Annotated in this window: 23 protein-coding genes; 12 read left to right on the top strand and 11 right to left on the bottom strand. The window is 50.8% G+C overall.

Annotation, left to right across the window (positions count from 1 at the left end):
- The first annotated feature begins 22 nt into the window (after positions 1-22).
- The 7 genes from ACJHWR_RS01260 to ACJHWR_RS01230 all read left to right on the top strand — a co-directional run bounded on the left by ACJHWR_RS01260 (position 23) and on the right by ACJHWR_RS01230 (position 7,631).
- Complete coding sequence (locus ACJHWR_RS01260) at positions 23-1,402, top strand: MFS transporter (RefSeq protein WP_000435293.1); 1,380 nt, start codon at positions 23-25, stop codon at positions 1,400-1,402.
- Positions 1,403-1,418: 16 nt separating this feature from the next.
- Positions 1,419-2,462, top strand: a complete 1,044-nt coding sequence (locus ACJHWR_RS01255; RefSeq protein WP_000798132.1) for an NAD(P)-dependent alcohol dehydrogenase — start codon at positions 1,419-1,421, stop codon at positions 2,460-2,462.
- 20 nt (positions 2,463-2,482) lie between these two features.
- On the top strand, positions 2,483-3,319 hold the full coding sequence (locus ACJHWR_RS01250; protein WP_000878882.1) for a ketose-bisphosphate aldolase: 837 nt from the start codon (positions 2,483-2,485) through the stop codon (positions 3,317-3,319).
- Between the two features lie 4 nt (positions 3,320-3,323).
- Positions 3,324-4,271 carry a sugar kinase gene (locus ACJHWR_RS01245; protein WP_001306163.1) on the top strand — a complete coding sequence of 316 codons (948 nt, stop codon included), beginning with the start codon at positions 3,324-3,326 and terminating at the stop codon, positions 4,269-4,271.
- 9 nt (positions 4,272-4,280) lie between these two features.
- Positions 4,281-5,261, top strand: coding sequence for an NADH-dependent methylglyoxal reductase (gene ydjG, locus ACJHWR_RS01240; protein WP_000723714.1), 981 nt, complete (start codon positions 4,281-4,283; stop codon positions 5,259-5,261).
- 136 nt (positions 5,262-5,397) lie between these two features.
- A complete protein-coding gene (locus ACJHWR_RS01235; RefSeq protein ID WP_000719098.1) occupies positions 5,398-6,156 on the top strand; it encodes a DeoR/GlpR family DNA-binding transcription regulator in 759 nt (252 codons plus the stop codon).
- A gap of 116 nt (positions 6,157-6,272) precedes the next feature.
- Positions 6,273-7,631, top strand: a complete 1,359-nt coding sequence (locus ACJHWR_RS01230) for an MFS transporter (RefSeq protein ID WP_000438809.1) — start codon at positions 6,273-6,275, stop codon at positions 7,629-7,631.
- A 92-nt stretch (positions 7,632-7,723) separates the two neighbouring features.
- Here ACJHWR_RS01230 and pncA read toward each other — a convergent pair whose 3' ends face one another.
- The 3 genes from pncA to sppA all read right to left on the bottom strand — a co-directional run bounded on the left by pncA (position 7,724) and on the right by sppA (position 11,415).
- The gene (gene pncA / locus ACJHWR_RS01225) at positions 7,724-8,365 is read right to left on the bottom strand and encodes a bifunctional nicotinamidase/pyrazinamidase (protein ID WP_001135070.1); all 642 of its coding nucleotides are present in this window, start codon (positions 8,363-8,365) and stop codon (positions 7,724-7,726) included.
- A gap of 10 nt (positions 8,366-8,375) precedes the next feature.
- Entirely contained in the window at positions 8,376-9,392 is a 1,017-nt protein-coding gene (ansA, locus tag ACJHWR_RS01220; RefSeq protein WP_001170162.1) for an asparaginase, read from the bottom strand.
- A gap of 166 nt (positions 9,393-9,558) precedes the next feature.
- Positions 9,559-11,415: a signal peptide peptidase SppA gene (gene sppA, locus ACJHWR_RS01215; RefSeq protein WP_001259823.1), complete on the bottom strand. Its 1,857-nt coding sequence runs from the start codon at positions 11,413-11,415 to the stop codon at positions 9,559-9,561.
- A gap of 160 nt (positions 11,416-11,575) precedes the next feature.
- Here sppA and ACJHWR_RS01210 point away from each other — a divergent pair, with 160 nt between their 5' ends.
- The 3 genes from ACJHWR_RS01210 (at position 11,576) to topB (ending at position 15,247) form a co-directional block, all read left to right on the top strand.
- The gene (locus ACJHWR_RS01210; RefSeq protein ID WP_000339292.1) at positions 11,576-12,127 is read left to right on the top strand and encodes an NAD(P)H nitroreductase; all 552 of its coding nucleotides are present in this window, start codon (positions 11,576-11,578) and stop codon (positions 12,125-12,127) included.
- Positions 12,128-12,243: 116 nt separating this feature from the next.
- Entirely contained in the window at positions 12,244-13,287 is a 1,044-nt protein-coding gene (gene selD / locus ACJHWR_RS01205; protein WP_233336579.1) for a selenide, water dikinase SelD, read from the top strand.
- A 4-nt stretch (positions 13,288-13,291) separates the two neighbouring features.
- The gene (gene topB, locus ACJHWR_RS01200; protein WP_001235798.1) at positions 13,292-15,247 is read left to right on the top strand and encodes a DNA topoisomerase III; all 1,956 of its coding nucleotides are present in this window, start codon (positions 13,292-13,294) and stop codon (positions 15,245-15,247) included.
- 76 nt (positions 15,248-15,323) lie between these two features.
- Here topB and gdhA read toward each other — a convergent pair whose 3' ends face one another.
- Positions 15,324-16,667 carry an NADP-specific glutamate dehydrogenase gene (gene gdhA, locus ACJHWR_RS01195; protein WP_000373044.1) on the bottom strand — a complete coding sequence of 448 codons (1,344 nt, stop codon included), beginning with the start codon at positions 16,665-16,667 and terminating at the stop codon, positions 15,324-15,326.
- Between the two features lie 235 nt (positions 16,668-16,902).
- Here gdhA and ACJHWR_RS01190 point away from each other — a divergent pair, with 235 nt between their 5' ends.
- A complete protein-coding gene (locus tag ACJHWR_RS01190) occupies positions 16,903-17,175 on the top strand; it encodes a YnjH family protein (protein WP_000085229.1) in 273 nt (90 codons plus the stop codon).
- On the opposite strand, the gene nudG is transcribed toward ACJHWR_RS01190, so the two are convergent.
- Complete coding sequence (gene nudG / locus ACJHWR_RS01185; RefSeq protein WP_000781866.1) at positions 17,141-17,548, bottom strand: CTP pyrophosphohydrolase; 408 nt, start codon at positions 17,546-17,548, stop codon at positions 17,141-17,143. The two genes, ACJHWR_RS01190 and nudG, sit on opposite strands and share 35 nt — an antisense overlap.
- Positions 17,549-17,634: 86 nt before the next feature.
- Between nudG and ACJHWR_RS01180 the strand changes: the two genes are divergently transcribed.
- The gene (locus ACJHWR_RS01180) at positions 17,635-18,255 is read left to right on the top strand and encodes a CDP-alcohol phosphatidyltransferase family protein (RefSeq protein ID WP_001296118.1); all 621 of its coding nucleotides are present in this window, start codon (positions 17,635-17,637) and stop codon (positions 18,253-18,255) included.
- Between the two features lie 8 nt (positions 18,256-18,263).
- Here the strand turns inward: ACJHWR_RS01180 and ynjE are convergent, their stop codons facing one another.
- From ynjE to ACJHWR_RS01150, 6 genes are all read right to left on the bottom strand, one after another.
- Complete coding sequence (gene ynjE, locus ACJHWR_RS01175; protein WP_012311983.1) at positions 18,264-19,571, bottom strand: thiosulfate sulfurtransferase YnjE; 1,308 nt, start codon at positions 19,569-19,571, stop codon at positions 18,264-18,266.
- Positions 19,572-19,637: 66 nt separating this feature from the next.
- On the bottom strand, positions 19,638-20,291 hold the full coding sequence (locus ACJHWR_RS01170) for an ATP-binding cassette domain-containing protein (RefSeq protein ID WP_012311831.1): 654 nt from the start codon (positions 20,289-20,291) through the stop codon (positions 19,638-19,640).
- Complete coding sequence (locus ACJHWR_RS01165; protein ID WP_000224999.1) at positions 20,291-21,826, bottom strand: ABC transporter permease subunit; 1,536 nt, start codon at positions 21,824-21,826, stop codon at positions 20,291-20,293. The genes ACJHWR_RS01170 and ACJHWR_RS01165 overlap by 1 nt, the downstream gene beginning before the upstream one ends.
- The gene (locus ACJHWR_RS01160) at positions 21,799-22,965 is read right to left on the bottom strand and encodes an ABC transporter substrate-binding protein (protein ID WP_001215370.1); all 1,167 of its coding nucleotides are present in this window, start codon (positions 22,963-22,965) and stop codon (positions 21,799-21,801) included. The genes ACJHWR_RS01165 and ACJHWR_RS01160 overlap by 28 nt, the downstream gene beginning before the upstream one ends.
- 9 nt (positions 22,966-22,974) lie before the next feature.
- Positions 22,975-23,523 carry a carboxymuconolactone decarboxylase family protein gene (locus tag ACJHWR_RS01155; protein ID WP_000524084.1) on the bottom strand — a complete coding sequence of 183 codons (549 nt, stop codon included), beginning with the start codon at positions 23,521-23,523 and terminating at the stop codon, positions 22,975-22,977.
- Complete coding sequence (locus tag ACJHWR_RS01150; RefSeq protein ID WP_000977128.1) at positions 23,523-24,230, bottom strand: TVP38/TMEM64 family protein; 708 nt, start codon at positions 24,228-24,230, stop codon at positions 23,523-23,525. The genes ACJHWR_RS01155 and ACJHWR_RS01150 overlap by 1 nt, the downstream gene beginning before the upstream one ends.
- Between the last annotated feature and the right edge of the window lie 14 nt (positions 24,231-24,244).

Here is a 24,244-nt window from a genome sequence, read left to right as displayed (position 1 = left end):
TCTCCTGAAGGAGCGTTATCGCATGGAACAGATAACAAAACCGCATTGTGGTGCTCGGCTGGATCGCTTACCGGATTGCCGCTGGCATTCGTCAATGTTTGCTATCGTCGCGTTTGGCTTGCTTGTCTGCTGGAGTAATGCCGTTGGTGGCTTGATCCTCGCGCAGCTGAAAGCGTTGGGCTGGACAGATAATTCCACCACTGCCACATTCTCAGCAATCACGACCGCCGGAATGTTTCTCGGTGCGCTGGTTGGCGGCATCATCGGTGACAAAACCGGTCGCAGAAATGCGTTCATCCTCTATGAGGCCATTCATATTGCCTCGATGGTGGTCGGTGCTTTTTCACCGAATATGGATTTCCTTATTGCCTGCCGTTTTGTGATGGGCGTTGGGCTGGGAGCTTTACTGGTGACGCTGTTTGCTGGTTTCACCGAATATATGCCCGGTAGAAATCGCGGAACGTGGTCCAGTCGGGTTTCTTTTATTGGCAACTGGTCATATCCGCTCTGTTCATTGATTGCGATGGGACTCACGCCGCTGATTAGTGCAGAGTGGAACTGGCGAGTACAACTGCTTATCCCTGCAATATTGTCGCTTATCGCTACGGCGCTGGCCTGGCGCTACTTTCCTGAATCCCCGCGCTGGCTGGAATCGCGCGGACGGTATCAGGAAGCCGAGAAAGTCATGCGGAGTATAGAAGAAGGCGTCATACGCCAGACGGGAAAACCTTTGCCGCCCGTGGTTATTGCTGATGACGGTAAAGCGCCACAAGCGGTGCCGTATTCAGCCTTACTGACAGGAGTATTACTGAAACGCGTGATATTAGGTTCTTGTGTGCTGATTGCCATGAACGTTGTGCAGTACACACTAATTAACTGGTTGCCAACAATATTCATGACCCAGGGGATTAATTTAAAAGACTCGATTGTTTTAAATACCATGAGTATGTTTGGTGCGCCATTTGGTATATTTATTGCCATGCTGGTGATGGATAAAATTCCGCGTAAAACAATGGGTGTGGGGCTATTAATCCTGATTGCGGTGCTCGGATATATCTATTCACTGCAAACCAGTATGTTGCTCATAACGCTGATTGGTTTCTTCCTGATTACTTTCGTCTATATGTACGTTTGCTATGCCTCGGCAGTGTATGTCCCTGAGATCTGGCCGACAGAGGCAAAATTACGTGGCTCCGGTCTGGCGAATGCAGTAGGGCGAATCAGTGGTATTGCCGCACCTTATGCCGTTGCAGTGCTGCTCAGTAGTTATGGCGTAACGGGAGTCTTTATTCTTCTGGGGGCGGTTTCAATTATTGTCGCAATTGCTATCGCCACCATTGGAATTGAAACCAAAGGTGTCTCCGTTGAAAGTTTAAGTATTGATGCAGTAGTCAATAAATAATACTGGTGGATTCAAAATGAAAAATTCAAAAGCAATATTGCAGGTGCCGGGCACAATGAAAATTATTTCAGCAGAAATGCCTGTGCCTAAAGAAGATGAAGTTTTGATTAAAGTAGAATATGTCGGTATTTGTGGTTCAGATGTACATGGTTTTGAATCAGGCCCGTTTATTCCGCCTAAAGACCCAAATCAAGAAATTGGCCTGGGTCATGAATGCGCCGGGACGGTTGTGGCTGTGGGAAGCCGCGTGCGCAAATTTAAACCGGGGGATCGGGTAAATATCGAACCTGGCGTTCCTTGCGGTCACTGTCGTTACTGTCTGGAAGGCAAATATAACATTTGCCCGGACGTTGATTTTATGGCGACACAACCCAACTACCGCGGCGCATTAACGCACTATCTGTGTCATCCGGAGAGCTTTACTTACAAACTGCCAGACAATATGGACACGATGGAAGGGGCGCTGGTGGAGCCTGCCGCAGTCGGGATGCATGCCGCGATGCTGGCAGATGTTAAACCGGGTAAGAAGATAATTATTCTGGGAGCAGGTTGTATTGGTTTGATGACGTTGCAAGCGTGCAAATGCCTGGGAGCTACGGATATTGCCGTCGTTGATGTGCTGGAAAAACGTCTGACAATGGCGGAACAGCTCGGCGCGACAGTGGTTATTAACGGCGCAAAAGAAGACACTATTGCACGCTGTCAGCAATTTACCGAAGAAATGGGCGCAGATATTGTTTTCGAAACAGCAGGTTCTGCGGTCACCGTTAAACAGGCACCTTATCTGGTAATGCGCGGCGGTAAAATTATGATTGTTGGTACTGTACCGGGCGATTCGGCAATCAATTTCCTCAAAATCAATCGCGAAGTCACTATCCAGACGGTATTCCGCTATGCCAATCGTTATCCGGTCACGATTGAAGCTATTTCTTCAGGGCGATTCGATGTGAAATCGATGGTGACGCATATTTACGATTATCGGGATGTACAACAGGCATTTGAAGAGTCAGTTAACAACAAACGCGACATTATTAAAGGCGTTATTAAAATTAGCGATTAATTAATACGGGAGAACAGAATATGCTCGCAGATATCAGATATTGGGAAAACGATGCCACAAATAAACATTATGCAATTGCCCATTTTAACGTATGGAATGCAGAAATGTTGATGGGCGTTATCGACGCAGCCGAAGAAGCGAAATCACCGGTTATTATTTCTTTTGGTACAGGTTTTGTCGGGAACACCTCATTTGAAGATTTCTCTCACATGATGGTATCAATGGCAAAAAAAGCAACGGTGCCGGTAATAACTCATTGGGATCATGGTCGGAGTATGGAAATTATTCATAACGCCTGGACTCATGGTATGAATTCATTAATGCGTGATGCTTCCGCATTTGATTTCGAAGAAAATATTCGTTTAACCAAAGAGGCTGTTGATTTCTTCCATCCGCTGGGTATTCCGGTAGAGGCGGAATTAGGGCATGTCGGTAATGAAACCGTTTATGAGGAAGCGCTGGCGGGCTATCACTATACCGATCCTGACCAGGCGGCTGAATTTGTTGAACGTACGGGCTGTGACTCATTGGCTGTCGCCATCGGCAACCAGCATGGGGTTTATACGTCAGAGCCACAATTGAACTTTGAGGTCGTCAAACGCGTACGCGATGCTGTTTCTGTTCCGCTGGTTTTGCACGGCGCATCGGGGATCAGTGATGCCGACATTAAAACTGCAATTTCGTTGGGTATTGCGAAAATCAACATTCATACGGAGCTCTGTCAGGCCGCAATGGTAGCAGTGAAAGAAAACCAGGATCAGCCTTTCCTGCATTTAGAACGTGAAGTACGTAAAGCTGTAAAAGAACGGGCATTGGAAAAAATTAAACTGTTCGGTTCTGATGGCAAAGCGGAATAATGATATGGATAATCTCGACGTTATTTGTATAGGTGCCGCTATTGTTGATATTCCATTGCAACCGGTCAGTAAAAATATCTTTGATGTGGATTCTTATCCTCTTGAAAGAATCGCAATGACCACCGGGGGTGATGCAATAAATGAAGCAACAATTATTTCTCGTCTGGGCCATCGCACAGCATTAATGAGTCGTATTGGTAAAGATGCCGCCGGGCAATTTATTCTCGACCATTGCCGCAAAGAGAATATTGATATTCAAAGCCTGAAGCAGGACGTCAGCATAGATACCTCAATTAACGTTGGACTGGTGACGGAGGATGGCGAGCGGACGTTTGTCACAAACCGTAACGGCAGTCTGTGGAAATTGAATATTGACGATGTTGATTTTTCGCGGTTTTCTCAGGCGAAATTATTATCTCTGGCCAGTATTTTCAACAGTCCTCTATTGGATGGTAAAGCGCTAACAGAAATTTTTACGCAAGCTAAAGCCCGGCAGATGATTATCTGTGCCGATATGATCAAACCGCGGTTGAATGAAACGCTGGATGATATTTGCGAAGCATTGAGTTATGTCGATTATCTGTTTCCTAATTTTGCCGAGGCAAAATTACTCACCGGGAAAGAGACACTGGATGAAATTGCTGACTGCTTTCTTGCGTGCGGCGTAAAAACGGTGGTGATTAAAACGGGTAAAGACGGCTGCTTTATCAAGCGTGGTGACATGACGATGAAGGTGCCGGCGGTCGCAGGAATAACCGCCATCGACACTATTGGCGCAGGCGATAACTTTGCTTCTGGCTTTATAGCGGCTCTGTTAGAAGGCAAAAATCTGCGTGAATGCGCACGCTTTGCCAATGCAACGGCGGCTATCTCTGTTTTGAGCGTCGGTGCCACCACCGGTGTAAAAAACAGAAAACTGGTCGAACAATTGCTGGAAGAATACGAAGGATAATGAAGGCAAATGAAAAAGATACCTTTAGGCACAACGGATATTACGCTTTCGCGAATGGGGTTGGGGACATGGGCCATTGGCGGCGGTCCTGCATGGAATGGCGATCTCGATCGGCAAATATGTATTGATACGATTCTTGAAGCCCATCGTTGTGGCATTAATCTGATTGATACTGCGCCAGGATATAACTTTGGCAATAGTGAAGTTATCGTCGGTCAGGCGTTAAAAAAACTGCCCCGTGAACAGGTTGTAGTAGAAACCAAATGCGGCATTGTCTGGGAACGAAAAGGGAGTTTATTCAACAAAGTGGGCGATCGGCAGTTGTATAAAAACCTTTCCCCGGAATCTATCCGCGAAGAGGTAGAAGCCAGCTTGCAACGTCTGGATATTGATTACATCGATATCTACATGACGCACTGGCAGTCGGTGCCGCCATTTTTTACGCCGATAGCTGAAACTGTCGCAGTGCTCAATGAGTTAAAGGCCGAAGGAAAAATTCGCGCTATAGGCGCTGCTAACGTCGATGCTGACCATATCCGCGAGTATCTGCAATATGGTGAACTGGATATTATTCAGGCGAAATACAGTATCCTCGACCGGGCATTGGAAAGCGAACTGCTGCCGCTATGTCGTGATAATGGCATTGTGGTACAGGTTTATTCCCCGCTAGAGCAGGGATTGTTGACCGGTACCATCACGCGTGATTACGTTCCGGGCGGCGCTCGGGCAAATAAAGTCTGGTTCCAGCGTGAAAACATGCTGAAAGTGATTGATATGCTTGAACAGTGGCAGCCACTCTGTGCTCGTTATCAGTGCACAATTCCCACTCTGGCACTGGCGTGGATATTAAAACAGAGTGATTTAATCTCCATTCTTAGTGGGGCTACTGCACCGGAACAGGTACGTGAAAATGTCGCGGCACTGAATATCAACTTATCGGATGCAGACGCAACATTGATGAGGGAAATGGCAGAGGCCCTGGAGCGTTAAATACTCAACACGATTCACCTCTGTTTCTGTGAAAACTGTAATGAAAATCTGTGATTCAAACAGGTTATTTTGAAAGTAAACATCGGTTATGCGATAATCGCGCTAATGTGATGTAAAAAGATACAGGGGTGTAATCGTGGCGGCAAAAGACAGGATTCAGGCAATTAAGCAAATGGTTGCCAACGATAAAAAGGTGACAGTCTCAAATTTGAGTGGGATTTTTCAGGTAACCGAAGAAACCATTCGCCGCGATCTTGAGAAGCTGGAAGATGAAGGCTTTTTGACCAGAACCTATGGTGGTGCTGTTTTAAATACAGCGATGTTGACGGAGAATATCCATTTTTATAAGCGCGCTTCATCGTTTTATGAAGAGAAGCAGCTTATTGCACGCAAGGCACTACCCTTTGTCGACAATAAAACCACCATGGCAGCCGATTCCAGTAGTACCGTAATGGAATTGCTCAAATTGTTACAGGACCGTAGTGACCTGACGTTGCTAACCAACTCGGCGGAAGCGATTCATGTTCTGGCTCAGTCAGAAATTAAAGTCGTTTCAACGGGTGGGGAACTAAACAAAAATACACTTTCCCTGCAAGGAAGAATTACTAAAGAGATCATCAGCCGCTACCATGTCGATATCATGGTAATGAGTTGTAAAGGTCTTGATATTAACAGCGGCGCGCTGGACTCTAACGAAGCGGAAGCTGAAATCAAAAAGACAATGATCCGTCAGGCGACAGAAGTTGCGTTATTGGTTGATCACTCTAAGTTTGATCGCAAAGCTTTTGTCCAGTTAGCTGACTTTAGTCATATTAATTACATAATAACTGATAAATCACCGGGTGCAGAGTGGATAGCATTTTGCAAAGACAATAATATCCAGCTGGTGTGGTAATTTTAGCACACGTTGTCAATATTATTTGTTCCTGCGCCTGGAAATAAAATGATGATAAAGATGCGGCAAGTGAATTTGCCGCAATTGCTACCTTTTTAGCAAATCCGAGGCACCTAATGGAACAATATGATCAAATTGGCGCAAGACTGGACCGCTTGCCTTTGGCCCGGTTTCATTATCGTATATTTGGTATTATAAGCTTTAGTCTGTTATTAACGGGTTTTTTGAGTTATTCAGGCAATGTTGTTTTAGCAAAGCTGGTAAGCAATGGATGGTCAAATAATTTCCTCAATGCCGCCTTTACCTCGGCATTAATGTTTGGTTATTTCATCGGCTCTCTTACCGGTGGGTTCATCGGTGATTATTTTGGGCGGCGCAGGGCTTTTCGCATAAATCTTCTCATCGTCGGTATTGCGGCAACAGGGGCCGCTTTTGTCCCTGATATGTACTGGCTCATCTTCTTTCGCTTCCTGATGGGCACAGGAATGGGGGCGCTGATTATGGTTGGCTATGCCTCATTTACGGAGTTTATCCCCGCGACGGTGCGTGGAAAATGGTCCGCGCGGCTCTCATTTGTTGGTAACTGGTCGCCCATGCTGTCTGCGGCGATAGGCGTGGTGGTTATCGCTTTTTTTAGTTGGCGGATAATGTTTCTGCTGGGCGGTATTGGCATACTGTTAGCCTGGTTTCTCTCAGGTAAATACTTTATTGAGTCGCCACGATGGCTGGCAGGGAAAGGGCAAATCGCAGGTGCAGAAAGCCAACTTCGTGAAGTAGAGCAGCAAATTGAAAGAGAGAAGAGTATTCGTTTACCCCCGCTTACTTTGAACCAGAGCAACAGCAAGGTTAAGGTAATCAAGGGTACCTTCTGGCTCCTGTTTAAAGGGGAAATGTTACGACGTACATTAGTCGCGATTACTGTGTTAATTGCAATGAACATTTCGCTTTATACCATCACCGTATGGATACCGACCATATTTGTTAACTCCGGCATTGATGTTGATAAATCAATATTAATGACCGCTGTTATTATGATTGGCGCTCCGGTAGGGATATTTATTGCGGCATTAATTATTGATCATTTTCCTCGTCGATTATTTGGCTCTGCCTTACTTATTATTATTGCTGTGTTAGGCTATATCTATTCAATTCAAACTACAGAGTGGGCGATTTTAATCTATGGCCTGGTGATGATCTTCTTTTTATACATGTATGTGTGCTTCGCGTCGGCGGTTTATATCCCGGAACTTTGGCCAACGCATTTACGCCTGCGTGGTTCGGGTTTCGTTAATGCCGTCGGACGGATCGTCGCAGTCTTCACGCCCTATGGCGTTGCGGCATTATTAACACATTATGGGTCGATTACGGTGTTTATGGTGCTTGGTGTCATGTTAGTGCTCTGTGCGCTGGTTCTCTCCATTTTTGGCATCGAAACGCGGAAGGTGTCGCTGGAAGAGATTTCTGAGGTGAATTAAATCTTTCGTTGATGGCATCAATTGCCAGATGTACCACTGACGTGTTTTATCTGGCCTACAATGCCAGTACAGAATTGTAGGCCAGCGTAAAATTACTCCTGCGTTTCTTCCCAGTCTGCCAGCGTATATAGCGTTGCCCCAGCTGCTGACATTTCCATAAACGCGTGCGCACTGTCCTGTGGCTGGATATTTACGCCACGACAACCATCGGTAATCACGTTCACCTTATAGCCTAACTGTAACGCGTCCAGCACGGTAAACTTCACGCAATAGTCAGTAGCCAGGCCCATAATGATCAATTCATCGATTTCATGATCGCGTAACCAGTCATCGAGCGCAGTTTTCTGCCGACGGCCGTTATCAAAAAAGGCACTGTAACTGTCAACTAAAGGATTTTCGCCTTTATGGAACACCGCTGCGATCGCTTTTTGCTTCAGTAACGGATGTAATTGTGCACCTTCACTGTTCTGCACACAGTGATCGGGCCAGAAGGTTTGTGGCAAACCGTCGAGTTGGCCTGGCGTATAAGGCTCTACACCGTGCTGACTGGCAAAACTGCCGTGATTCGCCGGATGCCAGTCCTGACTGGCGATAACCGCTTCACCGCGCGACTGGCACCAGTCAATCAGGCGGTTAGCGACATCCACCGTACTGTCACCTTCCGGCACGGCGAGCGCGCCACCAGCACAGAAATCATTTTGTAAATCGACCAGTAACAGGGCGCGAGGGGGCATTGCAGTCTCCTTAATCATCCGGCGTCAGTTCGCCACGCAGGTTTTGGCTCATGGCCTTGCGAATGGTTTCAGTATCCAGTTCCTGGCTAAGCAGGTAATGCAGTTTGGTTAGTGTGGCTTCTACAGTCATATCTGCACCGCCAATGACGCCGGCATGGGCGAGGGCGTTACCGGTGGCATAACCCCCCATGTTCACTTTACCGGACATACATTGTGTCAGGTTGACTACCACAATTCCGCGATCGCTGGCTTCTTGTAATTCTTGCAGGAAGGCTTTGTTTTGTGGCGCATTACCCACGCCATATGAGCGCAGAATCAATGCTTTCACCGGTTGGCGCAGAAAATTGCGCACGACGTCAGCAGAAATCCCCGGATAAATCGTCACTACGCCAATCGGTTGTGGGGTGATTGGATGAACGATCAATTCCCCTTCACCGTGCGGGGCGGGTGGCGTATTCAAACGACGAATATGGATACCTGCTTCCAGTAACGGAGGAAGGTTTGGAGAGGCAAACGCATCAAAACCATCGGCATGGGCTTTGGTGGTACGGTTGCCACGATAAAGTCGATTATTAAAAAAGAGAGTTACTTCGTTGATAGGATAATTCGCCGCAACGTACAACGCATTCAGCAGATTAATTTGTCCGTCAGAGCGTAACTCAGCTAGCGGGATTTGTGACCCTGTCACAATAACCGGTTTACCGAGATTCTCGAGCATGAACGACAGTGCAGAGGCGGTATACGCCATCGTGTCGGTGCCGTGCAGAATGACAAAACCATCATAGTCGTCATAATGCGCTTTAATATCTTCAGCAATATGCTGCCAGTCTTCTGGCGTCATATCTGAAGAGTCCATCAGCGGCGTATATTCATGAATGGTGAAATCTGGCATCTCCGGGCGATGGAATTCCGGCATCAGCGCCAGTTGGCGCTGTAGATGACCTGACACCGGAATATAACCCTGCTCGGAACGCTGCATCCCGATGGTCCCGCCCGTGTAGGCGACGTAAATTGATTTCTTTTGCATGATATTGATATGAATGATATCGAAAGAGCAAAAGTATATACGTGAGGCAGGGGGAGCGCACCTGATACTATGCGGATAAGGAAATATGGGGCGAGACAGCGGGAAGAGGATTCGTCGACGTAAAAAGTAATGTGGCCGACGATCTGTCGGCCACTTAGTACATGACTTAACGCACGTTGGCGCAGGTCAGGCAAAACGCATAACGGTTTTGTGGGTCGTTAAACGCGGCCAGCTTGTCGTTTTCACTTTTAACGGTAGAGGCTACCGAGGCCAGCGGTGCAGGTAACATGGCCTGGAACGCATCTGGCAACATTGCCCGGACAGAACCAGACATGTTGTCCATCACTTTGTCGAAGAAGGTCGGTTCATCAACGTAGTATTCCAGATGCCACTGTTTCACTTTTGCCAGCTCTGCTGCTTTGGCGACCGCATCATCGAAATCCCCGAGACTATCGACCAGCCCGTTAGCTTTTGCATCCTGGCCGGTCCAGACGTGGCCCTGGGCGATTTTATCAATCTGCTCTGGCGTTGAATGACGCGCATCAGCAACCAGCGTGATAAAGCGTTTATAGCCATTCTCAATGCTTAACTGCATCATCTGCTGTGCTTCCGGCGGCAGTGCCCTGGTGATAGAAACATCCGCCAGCGGTGAAGTTGAGACACCATCAGTATGAACACCAATCGAATCCAGACTATTTTCTACGGTGGTGATCACGCCGAAGATACCGATAGAACCGGTCAGGGTGCTGGGGTTAGCCACAATGTAATTAGCTGGTGTGGAAATCCAGTAACCACCAGATGCCGCCATACCGCCCATCGACACAACCACAGGCTTACCCGCTGCCCGGGCTGCTGCCAGTTCAGCGCGAATCACTTCAGACGCAGTAACGCTGCCGCCGGGACTATTAACACGCAGAACAATCGCTTTCACTTTCGGGTCAAGGCGAGCGTCGCGGATTTGTGCCGCAGTGGTATCACCGCCAACATTCCCCTGAGTTTCCTCGCCATCCATAATTGCGCCATTAGCGAAGACGACTCCGATGCTGTCACCGGTATCTGCCGGCGTTTTCAATGCGTAATCGTAATAACTGATGGCGCGATAATTTTTATCAGTCTTACTCCAGCCGAACTCTTTGGTCAGAGCTTTTTCGATTTCGGCACTCGATGCCAGTGCATCGACCAGCTTGTTTTCCAGCGCATATTTCGCGGTATCGCCACCGGTTTTGGTTAAACCCTCAAGCAACCCTTGCGCGCCAGGGAATACCTGCTGAGCAGGGATCTGCCGGTTAGCGGCAACAGTATTCAGATAGTTTTGCCACAGCTCACCAATCCAGCGGCTGTCAGCTTCGCGGGCTGCCGGTGACATATCATCACGAATAAACGGTTCAACGGCAGATTTATACGTACCCACGCGGAACACATGGGTGGAAACTTTCAGCTTATCCAGTAACGATTTGTAGTACAGACCGTTGGTGGCAAAACCGTGCAGATCCACCACGCCTTGCGGTGACAGCCAAATTTTATTGGCGAAACTGGCGAGATAATATTGCCCCTGGCTGTAGTTCTCGCCAACGGCATAAACCGGTTTCCCGCTGTCACGAAACTCTTTCAGGGCTTTGCCGATGTACTGCATAGACGGCTGGTCGCCGCCTGCGAAGTTTTTCAGATCCATCACGATACCGGTGATATTGCGGTCGTCCTTCGCCTGGCGAATGGTGTTGACGATATCAAACAGTGAGTTTTCCTGCAGACGATCGGAACTGGCACCAAGCAGCTGGCGGCTTAATTTACTAAACCGCTGAGAACTGTCGGGTTTATCGACGATCACACCAGAAATGTCCAGCAGCAGTGCGCCACGACTGGCCGTTTCTTTCGAATCACCACCACTGACCTGCATCCAGATCCCCACACCAACCAGCACGAGAAAAATAAAGAACAGGTTAAGTACCATTTCACGGACGAAATTCAGCAGACGCCACGTCCATTTAAAAAATCCGGCAATAAATCGCCAAAGGGTTCGCATGTATTCTCCCAACTTAAGGTCACACCTTTTTCAGGCGCAATAGATGTGGTTATCGTAATGACCCAACCGGCACTTGTCAGCAGGAATTGCGGACTGGGCTGTAACAAAATCCACTCTCGTGTTAATTTTGTGAATAAATATCATGACAGGAGTTAATCAAATGGATGCACTCGAACTATTGATCAATCGCCGTAGCGCCTCCCGCCTGGCTGAACCCGCGCCAACGGGTGAACAACTGCAAAACATCCTGCGTGCGGGTATGCGTGCGCCGGACCATAAGTCCATGCAACCGTGGCATTTCTTTGTGATTGAAGGGGAAGGGCGCGAGCGTTTCAGCGCCGTACTGGAGCAGGGGGCGATTGCTGCCGGTAGTGATAACAAAGCCATCGACAAAGCGCGTAATGCGCCGTTCCGCGCACCGCTCATCATAACGGTGGTGGCAAAATGCGAAGAGAATCATAAAGTCCCGCGCTGGGAACAGGAAATGTCTGCGGGATGCGCGGTCATGGCGATGCAAATGGCAGCAGTTGCCCAGGGGTTTGGCGGCATCTGGCGCAGTGGTGCATTAACTGAAAGTCCGGTAGTGCGTGAAGCATTCGGTTGCCGTGAGCAGGATAAAATTGTCGGTTTTCTCTACCTCGGTACGCCGCAGTTGAAAGCATCTACGTCGATAAACGTCCCGGACCCGACGCCGTTTGTGACTTATTTCTGATAATTGTCGCGAAACTGTCTGGATTGTGAGCAAAGGCGCAGGAATTCAGACACTCTCACTTATCACTTCATGGAATGAGGGTTACCATACCCGGATTGCATTGACAGGAGATGTCCATGAGCGAGAACTCGATTCGTTTGACCCAATACAGCCACGGCGCTGGTTGCGGCTGTAAAATTTCCCCAAAAGTGTTGGAAACCATCCTGCACAGTGAGCAGGCGAAGTTTGTTGATCCGAATTTGCTTGTGGGTAATGAAACCCGCGACGATGCGGCGGTGTACGATCTGGGCAATGGCACCAGCGTTATCAGTACCACCGACTTCTTTATGCCGATCGTTGATAATCCTTTCGATTTTGGCCGCATTGCGGCGACTAACGCCATCAGCGATATCTTCGCAATGGGCGGCAAACCGATTATGGCGATTGCGATCCTCGGCTGGCCGATTAACAAACTTTCCCCGGAAATTGCCCGCGAAGTGACCGAAGGTGGACGCTATGCATGCCGTCAGGCGGGTATTGCGCTGGCTGGCGGTCACTCCATCGATGCGCCGGAGCCGATTTTTGGTCTGGCGGTAACGGGGATCGTACCGACCGAGCGGGTGAAGAAAAACAGTACCGCACAAGCCGGATGCAAACTGTTCCTGACGAAACCGCTGGGGATTGGCGTTCTTACCACGGCTGAGAAAAAATCACTGCTTAAACCAGAACATCAGGGATTGGCGACGGAAGTGATGTGCCGGATGAACATCGCAGGCGCGTCCTTTGCCAACATCGAAGGCGTAAAAGCGATGACAGACGTTACGGGTTTTGGTTTGCTGGGGCATTTAAGCGAAATGTGTCAGGGCGCAGGTGTGCAGGCGCGCGTCGACTATGACGCGATCCCGAAATTGCCTGGGGTTGAAGAGTACATTAAGTTGGGCGCAGTGCCTGGCGGCACCGAACGTAACTTTGCCAGCTACGGTCATCTGATGGGTGAAATGCCGCGTGAAGTGCGCGATCTGCTGTGCGATCCGCAAACTTCTGGCGGTTTGCTGCTGGCGGTCATTCCGGAAGCAGAAAATGAGGTCAAAGCTACAGCCGCCGAGTTTGGCATTGAACTGACGGCGATTGGCAAACTGGTGCCAGCGCGCGGCGGTCGTGCCATGGTTGAGATCCGTTAATTCAATGCGGTTGTTTATTGCCGAAAAACCGAGTCTGGCGCGCGCCATTGCTGATGTCCTGCCTAAACCGCACCGGAAAGGCGATGGCTTTATCGAGTGCGGTAATGGTCAGGTGGTGACCTGGTGTATCGGTCACCTGCTTGAGCAGGCGCAGCCAGACGCCTACGACAGCCGCTATGCGCGCTGGAATCTTGCGGATTTGCCAATTGTCCCGGAAAAGTGGCAATTACAGCCCCGACCCTCCGTGACTAAACAACTTAATGTCATCAAACGCTTCCTGCATGAAGCCAGCGAAATCGTTCACGCCGGAGACCCGGATCGCGAAGGGCAACTGCTGGTGGATGAAGTGCTGGACTACCTGCAACTGGCACCGGAAAAGCGCCAGCAGGTACAGCGTTGTTTGATAAACGACCTGAACCCGCAGGCGGTTGAGCGGGCGATCGATCGTCTTCGCTCCAATAGCGAGTTTGTACCGCTGTGCGTTTCTGCACTGGCGCGAGCCCGAGCTGACTGGCTGTACGGCATCAATATGACCCGCGCTTACACCATTCTCGGTCGCAATGCCGGTTATCAGGGCGTACTTTCCGTGGGACGCGTGCAGACGCCCGTACTCGGACTGGTGGTGCGCCGCGACGAAGAGATTGAAAACTTCGTGGCGAAAGATTTCTTTGAAGTCAAAGCACATATCGTGACACCTGCCGATGAGCGGTTTACCGCTATCTGGCAACCGAGCGAAGCGTGTGAACCGTACCAGGATGAAGAAGGGCGCTTGTTACATCGTCCACTGGCGGAGCATGTGGTTAACCGCATTAGTGGTCAACCAGCTATTGTCACCAGCTATAACGATAAACGGGAATCAGAATCCGCGCCGCTTCCTTTTTCGCTTTCGGCGTTGCAGATTGAAGCGGCTAAACGTTTTGGTCTGAGCGCGCAGAACGTGCTTGATATCTGCCAGAAGCTGTACGAAACGCACAAGCTAATCACTTATCCGCGTTCCGATTGCCGCTATTTGCCAGAAGAACATTTTGCCGGACGCCACGCGGTGATGAATGCTATCAGCGTTCATGCACCGGATCTGTTGCCGCAGCCAGTGGTAGATCCAGATATACGCAACCGCTGTTGGGATGACAAAAAGGTCGATGCGCACCACGCCATCATTCCGACCGCACGGAGTTCTGCGATCAACCTGACGGAGAACGAAGCGAAGGTCTATAACCTGATTGCCCGTCAGTACTTGATGCAGTTCTGCCCGGATGCGGTGTTCCGCAAGTGTGTTATCGAACTGGACATTGCCAAAGGCAAATTTGTCGCTAAAGCCCGTTTTCTTGCTGAAGCAGGCTGGCGCACGCTGTTAGGCAGCAAAGAGCGCGATGAAGAAAACGACGGCATGCCGCTGCCTGTGGTGGCGAAAGGCGATGAATTGTTGTGCGAAAAAGGTGAAGTGGTAGAGCGGCAAACCCAGCCGCCGCGCCATTTTACCGATGCAACACTGCTTTCGGCGATGACCGGGATCGCACGCTTTGTGCAGGACAAAGATCTGAAAAAGATCCTTCGTGCGACCGATGGTCTGGGGACAGAAGCAACCCGTGCCGGGATTATTGAACTGTTGTTCAAGCGTGGTTTCCTGACCAAAAAAGGGCGCTATATCCACTCCACCGACGCCGGAAAAGCGCTATTCCATTCGCTGCCAGAAATGGCGACGCGACCGGACATGACCGCGCACTGGGAATCGGTGCTGACGCAAATCAGTGAAAAGCAGTGTCGCTATCAGGACTTTATGCAGCCGCTGGTGGGGACATTGTACCAGTTGATTGATCAGGCAAAGCGCACGTCGGTAAGGCAGTTTCGGGGAATAATGGCTCCCGGCGGTGGAGAAGGGAAGAAAAAGGATTCGCCACGCAAGAGAGCGCCGAAAAAAAGCCCGTCATCAGAAGAGGCGGGCAATGGAGTGATAATATAAAGGTTCTTTCAACCATCTGATACTGAAGATTTTTATGGCCGGATAAGGCGTTTGCGCTGTATCCGGCACAATTGTCTTAAATCACGCCCTGGCTTAACATCGCATCCGCAACCTTCACAAAACCGGCAATGTTCGCGCCCTGCACGTAGTTGGTTTGCTCACCTTCACCACCATGCTCAACACAGGCATGGTGGATATCCAGCATGATGTGATGCAAACGTGCGTCAACTTTCTCGGCTTTCCAGCCCAGGCGCGCAGCGTTTTGCGCCATTTCCAGGCCCGATGTTGCTACACCGCCAGCATTAGCCGCTTTACCCGGTGCAAACAGTACGCCTGCCTGTTGGAACAGTTCAGTCGCTTCGATGGTGGTCGGCATATTTGCCCCTTCGGCGACGGCTTTAACGCCATTGGCGATAAGCTGATGCGCGGCGTCAACATCCAGTTCGTTCTGGGTGGCGCAAGGCAGGGCGATATCAACCGGTACAGACCACGGTTGTTGGCCTTCGAGATAGACCAGACCAAATTCTTTGGCGTAATCTGCCACTCGACCATCGCGGCTGGCTTTGATTTCGATAAGACGTGCCAGTTTCTCTTTCGTGAATCCGCTTTCATCAACTACAGTGCCACTGGAGTCTGACGCAGTGATCACACGAGCACCAAATTCCATCGCTTTTTCGATAGCGTACTGGGCGACGTTGCCGGAGCCAGAAACGGAAACGCGCATTCCTTCAAAACCCATACCGTGGCGTTTTAGCATTGCTTCTGTGAAATAAACCAGACCGTATCCGGTAGCTTCCGGGCGAATAAGACTGCCGCCAAATGAAAGGCCCTTACCGGTGAAGACGCAGGCGGTATTGTTGGAGAGCTTTTTCATCATCCCCGCCATAAAGCCGACTTCACGACCACCAACCCCGATATCACCTGCCGGAACGTCGGTATCCGCGCCCAGGTGGCGATACAGTTCAGTCATCAGCGCCTGGCAAAAACGCATCACTTCACCTTCGCTTTTTCCTTTCGGATCGAAATCGCTGCCGCCTTTACCACCGCCCATCGGCAGAGTAGTCAGGGCATTTTTGAAGGTTTGTTCGAAGCCGAGGAATTTGAGAATGGAAAGGTTAACTGACGGATGGAAGCGCATACCGCCTTTGTACGGGCCGATGGCAGAACTGAACTGCACACGCCATGCACGGTTGACCTGTACCTGGTTGCGATCATCAACCCATACCACGCGAAACTGGATCACGCGCTCCGGTTCAACCAGACGCTCCAGTAATGACATCTGGCGATATTTTGGATTTTGTTCAAGAAAAGGCCAGAGTGTGGTCATTACTTCACGAACGGCTTGCGCGAACTCGGTTTGATTCGGGTCGCGCTTTTGGACATGGTTGAGGAATGACTCCAGAGAATATGTCTGATCCATAGATATAAAACCCTTATATATTAATACGATTGTGCTTATGTTGTTTATGTCATGTGCTTTTGCAGTTTTCGACTATACCATCAAGAATGTGACGGTAAGCAAGAAAAAAATGACCCAGGAAAGCAAATTAATAACGAGAGTAATCTCATAACCAAATGCGATAACTCAGACGCTAAAGTTTTGCCACCCGGCTACCGTTATCAGTAGCAGAGACAATAACGTTAAGGAGTTCCCTGTGAGTCGAGCATTGTTCGCCGTAGTATTAGCATTTCCATTAATTGCACTGGCTAACCCGCATTATCATCCGGACGTGGAGGTAAACGTACCGCCAGAAGTGTTCAGTTCAGGCGGGCAGTCAGCGCAGCCCTGTACTCAGTGCTGCGTTTATCAGGATCAAAATTATTCTGAAGGGGCGGTAATTAAAGCCGAAGGAATACTGCTGCAATGCCAGCGTGATGACAAAACCCTTAGCACTAATCCGCTGGTCTGGCGGCGCGTAAAGCCATAAACGCCTCTAATAGTGGAATGTCAGCAGGGGCCAGCGGATATTGCAGCGCCTCTTCAGGTGAGCACCAGACCAGCGCCTGATGTTCATGTGCCTGTAACGTCCCGTGGAAGTCGGGTACGTGCCAGGCATGAAGATGGATAATCCGCCCCGAAACTTCTCGCTGATGGCTGGCAACATATTCACCCACAGCTGCTTCGATGCCCAGTTCTTCGCGTAACTCACGCACCAGCGCCTGCCGCTGGCTTTCATCCGGCTCGACTTTACCACCGGCAAACTCCCATAATCCCGCCTGATCGCTATGGGCGGGGCGTTGCGCGAGTAAAATTTTGCCATCACGTTCGATGATGGCGGCAACAACTTCAATCATTTTCATAAATTACACACGGGCAGATAAGCGAAAAATGCCATAATATCCGCACTGTTGCTCAATCAGAAAGGCTTTATATTTAAGGAGTGCCTGTGCTAGACCGCCATCTTCATCCCCGGATTAAACCGTTGTTGCATCAGTGCGTGCGGGTTCTTGATAAACCGGGCATTACGCCAGATGGTTTAACATTAGTGGGATTTGCCATCGGCGTGCTGGCACTGCCTTTTCTGGCGCTGGGCTGGTATCTGGCGGCGCTAGTCGCCATTTTGTTGAACAGGCTGCTTGATGGTCTGGACGGTGCGCTGGCGCGGCGCAGAGGGCTTACCGACGCGGGCGGCTTTCTCGATATTTCTCTCGATTTTCTCTTTTACGCGCTGGTGCCGTTTGGTTTTATTCTTGCTGCACCGGAGCAAAATGCGCTGGCAGGCGGCTGGCTGCTGTTTGCGTTTATCGGCACGGGCAGCAGTTTTCTCGCTTTTGCTGCGCTGGCGGCGAAACATCAGATTGATAATCCTGGTTATGCGCATAAATCGTTTTATTATCTGGGCGGGTTAACCGAAGGCAGCGAGACGATTTTGCTGTTTGTTCTGAGTTGCCTCTTTCCGGCCTGTTTTCCGTGGTTTGCGTGGGTATTTGGTGCGTTGTGCTGGATGACGACCTTTACGCGGGTGTGGAGTGGGTATCTGACGCTGAAGTCGCTCCAGCGTCAGTAATTGCAATGTTATTTGCTGCTGTCCGGGCCGCGTTCACCGGTTGCTACCGGATTTTTTGGATCGCTGCTCCATTCGTACCAGCCGCCGTCGTAAACGGAGACGTTATTCCAGCCCATTGCTCGTGCGTACATAAAGGTTTCGGACGCGCGCCAGCCGGTGCCGCAGTAGAATGAAACTTGCTGATCTGGTCTGATATTCCATGCTTTCCACATAGCCGTAATATCATCGGCGCTGCGCATGGTGCCATCCGGGTTATGGAAATCTTCCATATGCGTCGAGTCGCTACCAGCGTGTCCCCAACGTGCTCCGGCTATTTCACCTTTTGGTTTAATATAGCTGTAACCACTGGTCGTACCGATAAACTCCGGCCACGAACGAATACTCACCAGCGAGGCGTCCTGGCGATGCAGCAGTCCACGCGCCTGTTCCATATCAAGCATCAGTTGCGGTTGTGCCGGGATCTTCACGCCGAAATCCGGTTCCGTTTTCACTTTCGGTGGCGTTCCGCGCTCAACGGGCAGTCCCGCGTCGGACCAGGTTTGCCAGCCGCCGTCCAGCAGGCGGACATCTTTCACGCCAGCGTAGAGCATAATTTGTGCCACACGCGCTGCAGCGTATACGTCACGCCCGTACAGAATGACCGTGGTGTCATGGCGAATGCCGTGTTTTGCCAGCATCGCTTTCAGTTGTTCATCAGAAACTTTGTTCCACAGCGGTTCGCTTTCCACTTCGTTGGTATCGATGTAGTCAGCGCCGGGAATATGGCTGATAAGGTAAAGCTTAGGAGCGCCCCAGGCCGCTTCAATGACTTTCCAGTCACCGGCAGGTTTCGCCGTAACCTCTTTACCTTGTTGCAGGTCGTGCAGCCATTGCGGATAAACCAGCTGCTCAAAATGCGGCAGTTTTTGCAGACGGGAAGGTTCGCTTAGCGCGTCACTCAGAATGGAGATATGCGTAAAACCTGCTTTTTGCAGTCGCGTTTTGACGGCGTCGACATCTTTGTCATTACCGTACAGCGCCACCGGAGCATCGGCTTTCAGGTTATGTTGCTTGATCCACGCGTTGAGCTGTTCGGTGCTCATTTTGTCGAGCCAGCTGGCAGAGAGGTTTAAGGCGGCAGGTTCATGACCAGAAGGGCCATTTAAGGTTTGTGGCCAGCCGTTATAAAACGCGCTGGGGCGAGTATCTATCGCTTTGCCATTTTGTTGTTGAAGCTGGTCAAGTGTAAGAGGCTTCGCCAGTTCAGCGGCCCACGAAGAAGCGCAAGCCAGCCCTAAAGCCATTGCCAGCGCGGTCATTTGAGAAACACGTTTCATCGAAAATCCCGACATTGTAGTTTTGAGTGCGCCATTCTGAACTGACGCATTGAGAAAAACTTTGCGTTATCGCAGTTTGTTGTAATTTTCTGACCACTGCGCCATATCCAGAACAGAACTATCAGCAGGAACATCCTGGAGATCGTGCGTTACCTGAACGACGGGGATCGCCTGGGCGCGAACTTCGCTGAACACCCAATGGCGAAAATTATCGCGCAGGGCCACATCAAGACGGCTGAATGGCTCATCCAGTAGCAACGCTTTTGGCTGAGCGAGAAGGGCGCGTAGCAGAGCAACGCGCGCTCGCTGACCGCCAGACAAAGTGGCAGGATCCTGATGGAAAGCTCCGTCAAGGCCTGAACGCTCAAGTGCATCATTCACGGCATTACGTCGGGCATTACCCTTAAGTGTCGCCGGTAGCGCCAGCAGTAAATTTTGCCCGACGCTGAACTGATCAAATAACAGTGCATCCTGGAAAAGAATGCCAATCTGACGCTGTGCGGTGGGTAGCATGTCAATCCGTTGCTCATTAAGCCATAGCTCCCCTGTACAAGAAAACTGTCCGGCCAGCGCACCAATCATCCATGAAAACAGAGTGGATTTTCCACAGCCAGACGGCCCCATTAACGTGACAATGTCACCTTTATCCACCGTAAAGTTAACGTTTGTCAGCAAGCGGCTTTCTGGTAAACGTAGCGAAACATCTTTCACGCAGAGCATTAGCGGAGTCCTTGTCTGACATAACCTACCCATTTTGCGACTAACGCGGTCAGGGCAAAAATAATAAGCGGTAATAGCAGTTGCCATAAAGCCTGGGCGGCAAGAATACCGTTGCTGCCGCCGCTGCTTAATGCCACCGCCTCAGTGGTGAGCGTCGGAAAACGCCCCGCGCCCAGCCACAGCGTCGGCATAAACTGCGCAATACTGACTGAAAATCCCACCGCGAAGGCAATCAGCGTAGGGCGTAGCATAAGCGGACATTTCACGTAAAAGAAGATTTTGGACCGCGACCAGCCCAGTGTTTGCGCAATCAAAATTAACCGTGAATCAATGCGCTGCCAGGCGGGTTGCAGGATAAACAGCATCCACGGCACTACCCACAGCAGATGCCCCCAGACCACCGCCGTCCAGCTTCCATCCAGGTTCAGCCATAGCGCCAGCGTGTACTGGCCCGCCACCAGTGGCAGAGCGGGTAATAAAATGGGCAACCATAGCCACAACCGGCGGCGTTGTAGCCCCCATTCCAGCCACAGCAGTAACAGGAGCAAAGCGATGAATGTCGCCACCAGCCCCATTGTCAGGCTGTTGATGAGCGCTTCACTATTGATCGTCGACTGATCCGCGAGGATCGCCAGCAGAACCACACACAGCACACCGGTCAAGGGTAAAAAAATCGCCAGCGTAATGCCTGGTAGTAAAGGTGTGGCAGGCTTACGAACGCCATCTACGCGGGGAATAGTACGCCGCCAGTTACGCCATAGCAGATAGCCCAGCAAAACGTAGGCGGCGAGTAACAGCAGCAGCAGCAGGCTGGCGAGTGCGCCTTTCGTTTGTTGATCGGCGTCGCCCTGAGTTAACCACTGCCAGCTAATTACCGCCAGCGTCGGGGGATTACCTGGCCCAAGAATAATCGCCACATCCACGACCGACAGCGACCAGGCGACAATCGCCAGCATCGCCATTGCCAGTGCAGGTGCGACGGAGGGCAACAACAGCCAGTTCAGGCATTGCCAGCGGCTGTAGCCCAGCGAATCCAGCACAATGAGTTGCTGCAACAGCCGTTTTTCGCTCAATACTGCCGCTAAGATCCACAGCAGAAATGCGCTTTCTTTCACCGCCAGGGTGAGGCCCAGCCCAATACCCAATTTGTCCATTGGCGGAGTGAAATATGGGAAATAGTCATAAAGCAGCCCTCCGTCAGCAAAGAGCAGAAGGGCGCTGGAGGCAAAAGCCACATGGGGAATGGCGAGCAGCCACGGCAGACGGGCGCACATACGCTGCCATTTCGGCCCAGGCCACAGCGCCACAATCACCAGCAAGGCAATCAACAACGCCCCGACCGCCGCGATGGTTGTCGACACCAGCGTTGCCAGTAATGCCTGCGGTAACTGTGGATCGGCAAATAACGCCTGCCAGTGTGTCAACGACAAAGCAGGCGATATCAGCGTGAGAGTTGCCGGGATCAGCGGTGCATAAATCACCGCCACCATCGCCCACAGCAAAAAGATTAATGCGTACCGTAACGGTGTAGCCATTCTTGTTCCAGCGCATTTACCCAACCTGCGTGCGGTTCAGCCAGTACCGGCGGCAGATCCTGCGGCATTCTCGATTGCAATGTTTCGCGCTGCCCGTCAGGCAGTTTTTGCGGATCGAGAACAGAAGGATCGCCCCAGACAGCGGGATCTGCTTTACGCAGTTGCGCATCGGGTGAGAGCAAGAAATTGGCAACTACCTTCGCCGCAGCACTGGCATTCGCGTTGGCAGGAATGGTGAGGAAATGGACGTTGCCAATCATCCCCTCGCGAAAACCAAAACTGTAACTGCTTGCAGGCAAATCGCCGCTGGCGATTTTTTGCTGCGCATGTGCAGGGTTAAAGGTCAGCGACAGGCGCAATGTGTTAGCTTTCAGCAGAGCATCCATCCGCGCGGGCGAAGGCGGGAAATCCTTTCCTTCGCGCCACAAATACGGATGCAGTGCATCAAGATATTGCCACAAGGGCGCAGTGACGCGGGCGAAAGTCGCATCGTCCGGCGCTTCTTTTAATGCTGTGGGATCTGGCGTTAGCATAATCAGCAACTGTTCAAGAAACGCCGTGCCGGTAAAGTCCGGTGGGCGCGGATAGGTAACCGTGCCGGGATTGGCTTTAGCAAACTCCAGTAAGGCTTGCGGCGTTTGTGGTGGCTGCGGCGTAACATCGCGGCGGGCGATAAACGTCAGTTGCGCGCCCCCCCAGGGCGATTCAGCCCCTTCTGTAGGCACTGAAAAATCTTCCCGCACCGGCAGCTGTGTGTCGACATAGCGCCAGTTGGGCAGAGTCTCCGCCCAGCCCGTTTGTAATAAATTGGCCTCTTTTAAGGTGCGGAAGTTTTCGCCGTTCACCCAGAGCAGATCCACCGAGCCGCCCGTTTTACGTCCGGCAACAGCTTCGGTCTGAATGCGCTTTACCGCGTCTGCGGCATCCGCCAGACGAACAATCTTCAGGTTTATAGCGTAATAGGTTTTCATCTCGCCGCTAACCCAGTCGAGATAGCGGTTAATTGCGGTATCGCCGCCCCAGGCGTTAAACCAGACGGTTTGTCCTTTGGCCTCATTTTTTATTTCCTGCCAGTCACTGGCATGTGTTGCCAAAGAAAACAGCGATAACAATCCCAGCAACCACCCACAATGGCGCATCATCTCTCCTTAAGAACGTTTTTCAGGAATACGGCACAGCCCCTGAGCGGGAATGTCCATGGCAGAATTAAAACGGGCTGACAGATTTTGCAGGCCGATCAATGCCGTCAGTTCGGTGAGTGCCTGAGCGTCAAAATGGGTAGCCAGTCGGGTACGCAGGGCATCATCGACCGTTGGCGGTGTGACGCTTGCGGCTTCGGCGTACTCCAGCGCCAGCCGTTCTTCATCGCTAAAGAGCGGGCTTTGCCGCCAGTCAGCCACTGCCAGCAGTTTATCGGTGCTGCCGGTACGCTCGGCGACTTTCATACTGGTGATATCCACGCAAAACTCACACAGGCACATTTGCGCAATGCGCGCGCTGACAAGCGATCGCACTACCGGATCGAGCGGTGAGCGTTTGCGCTCCAGCCAGCCGACAAACATCGACACCAGATAAAAGATAAACGGGATCCGCCCCCACCAGCGAATGGGGCTTAGCACCTCGCCGTAATGGCGACGATGCAGCCACGCCTGCGGACGTAAAATGAAAGGAATTTTGCTAAGCGGCGGTAAACCCATCAGGCATTCCTCTTCTGGCGCTCAAGCCATATTTTCTTCGCCATAAAAATCACCACGGTCAGGGCAAACAGAATAAACAGTCCGGTGACAAACCAGAAAGTACCGCCTGTTAACATGCTGCCCGCCCAGGAATAAACAATAGTTGCCGGTAACTGACCAAGCCCGGTGGCGATAAAAAACGAGCGAAAACGTATTGAAGTCAAACCGGCAGCATAGCTGATTGGATCGAAAGGGACAAAAGGCAATAACCGACATACCAGGATGGTGTGTTTGCCGTAGCGAGTGAAAAAGCCGTCCATACTGTCAAGTACGGTTTTGCCGGTTAATTTTTCCACCACTTCGCGGCCCATCACTCTGGCGATAAAAAAGCACAGCGCCGCGCCGGCCATCGAACTGGTCCACGACAGTAAGCCGCCCCAGAACGCGCCAAACAGCGACGCATTGGCAAAGGTGATCAAAAACGCAGGTAGCGGTGCAGCAATGGCCTGTAAAATCATCAACAAGAACGAGACAACTGCCGCTAGTGCGCCGTAAGACTGAATAAAGCGTTCTATACCCTGTTGGTCCACGGCGGCAAACGCCGCAACGCTGCGATTGATAAACTCATGGACGCCGGGAAGCAGCGCCCATGCCAGCAGCATAGCGAACAACAGGATGATGAGGGTTATACGGTAGTACCAGATTTTTCGCGATTGCATCTTCATCATCCTTTATCCTGGCT

Origin of the sequence: Escherichia sp. WS568 (genome assembly GCF_046486085.1) — a bacterium.
Taxonomy (GTDB): domain Bacteria; phylum Pseudomonadota; class Gammaproteobacteria; order Enterobacterales; family Enterobacteriaceae; genus Escherichia; species Escherichia coli.
This window is presented reverse-complemented; position numbering and strand designations above follow the sequence as displayed.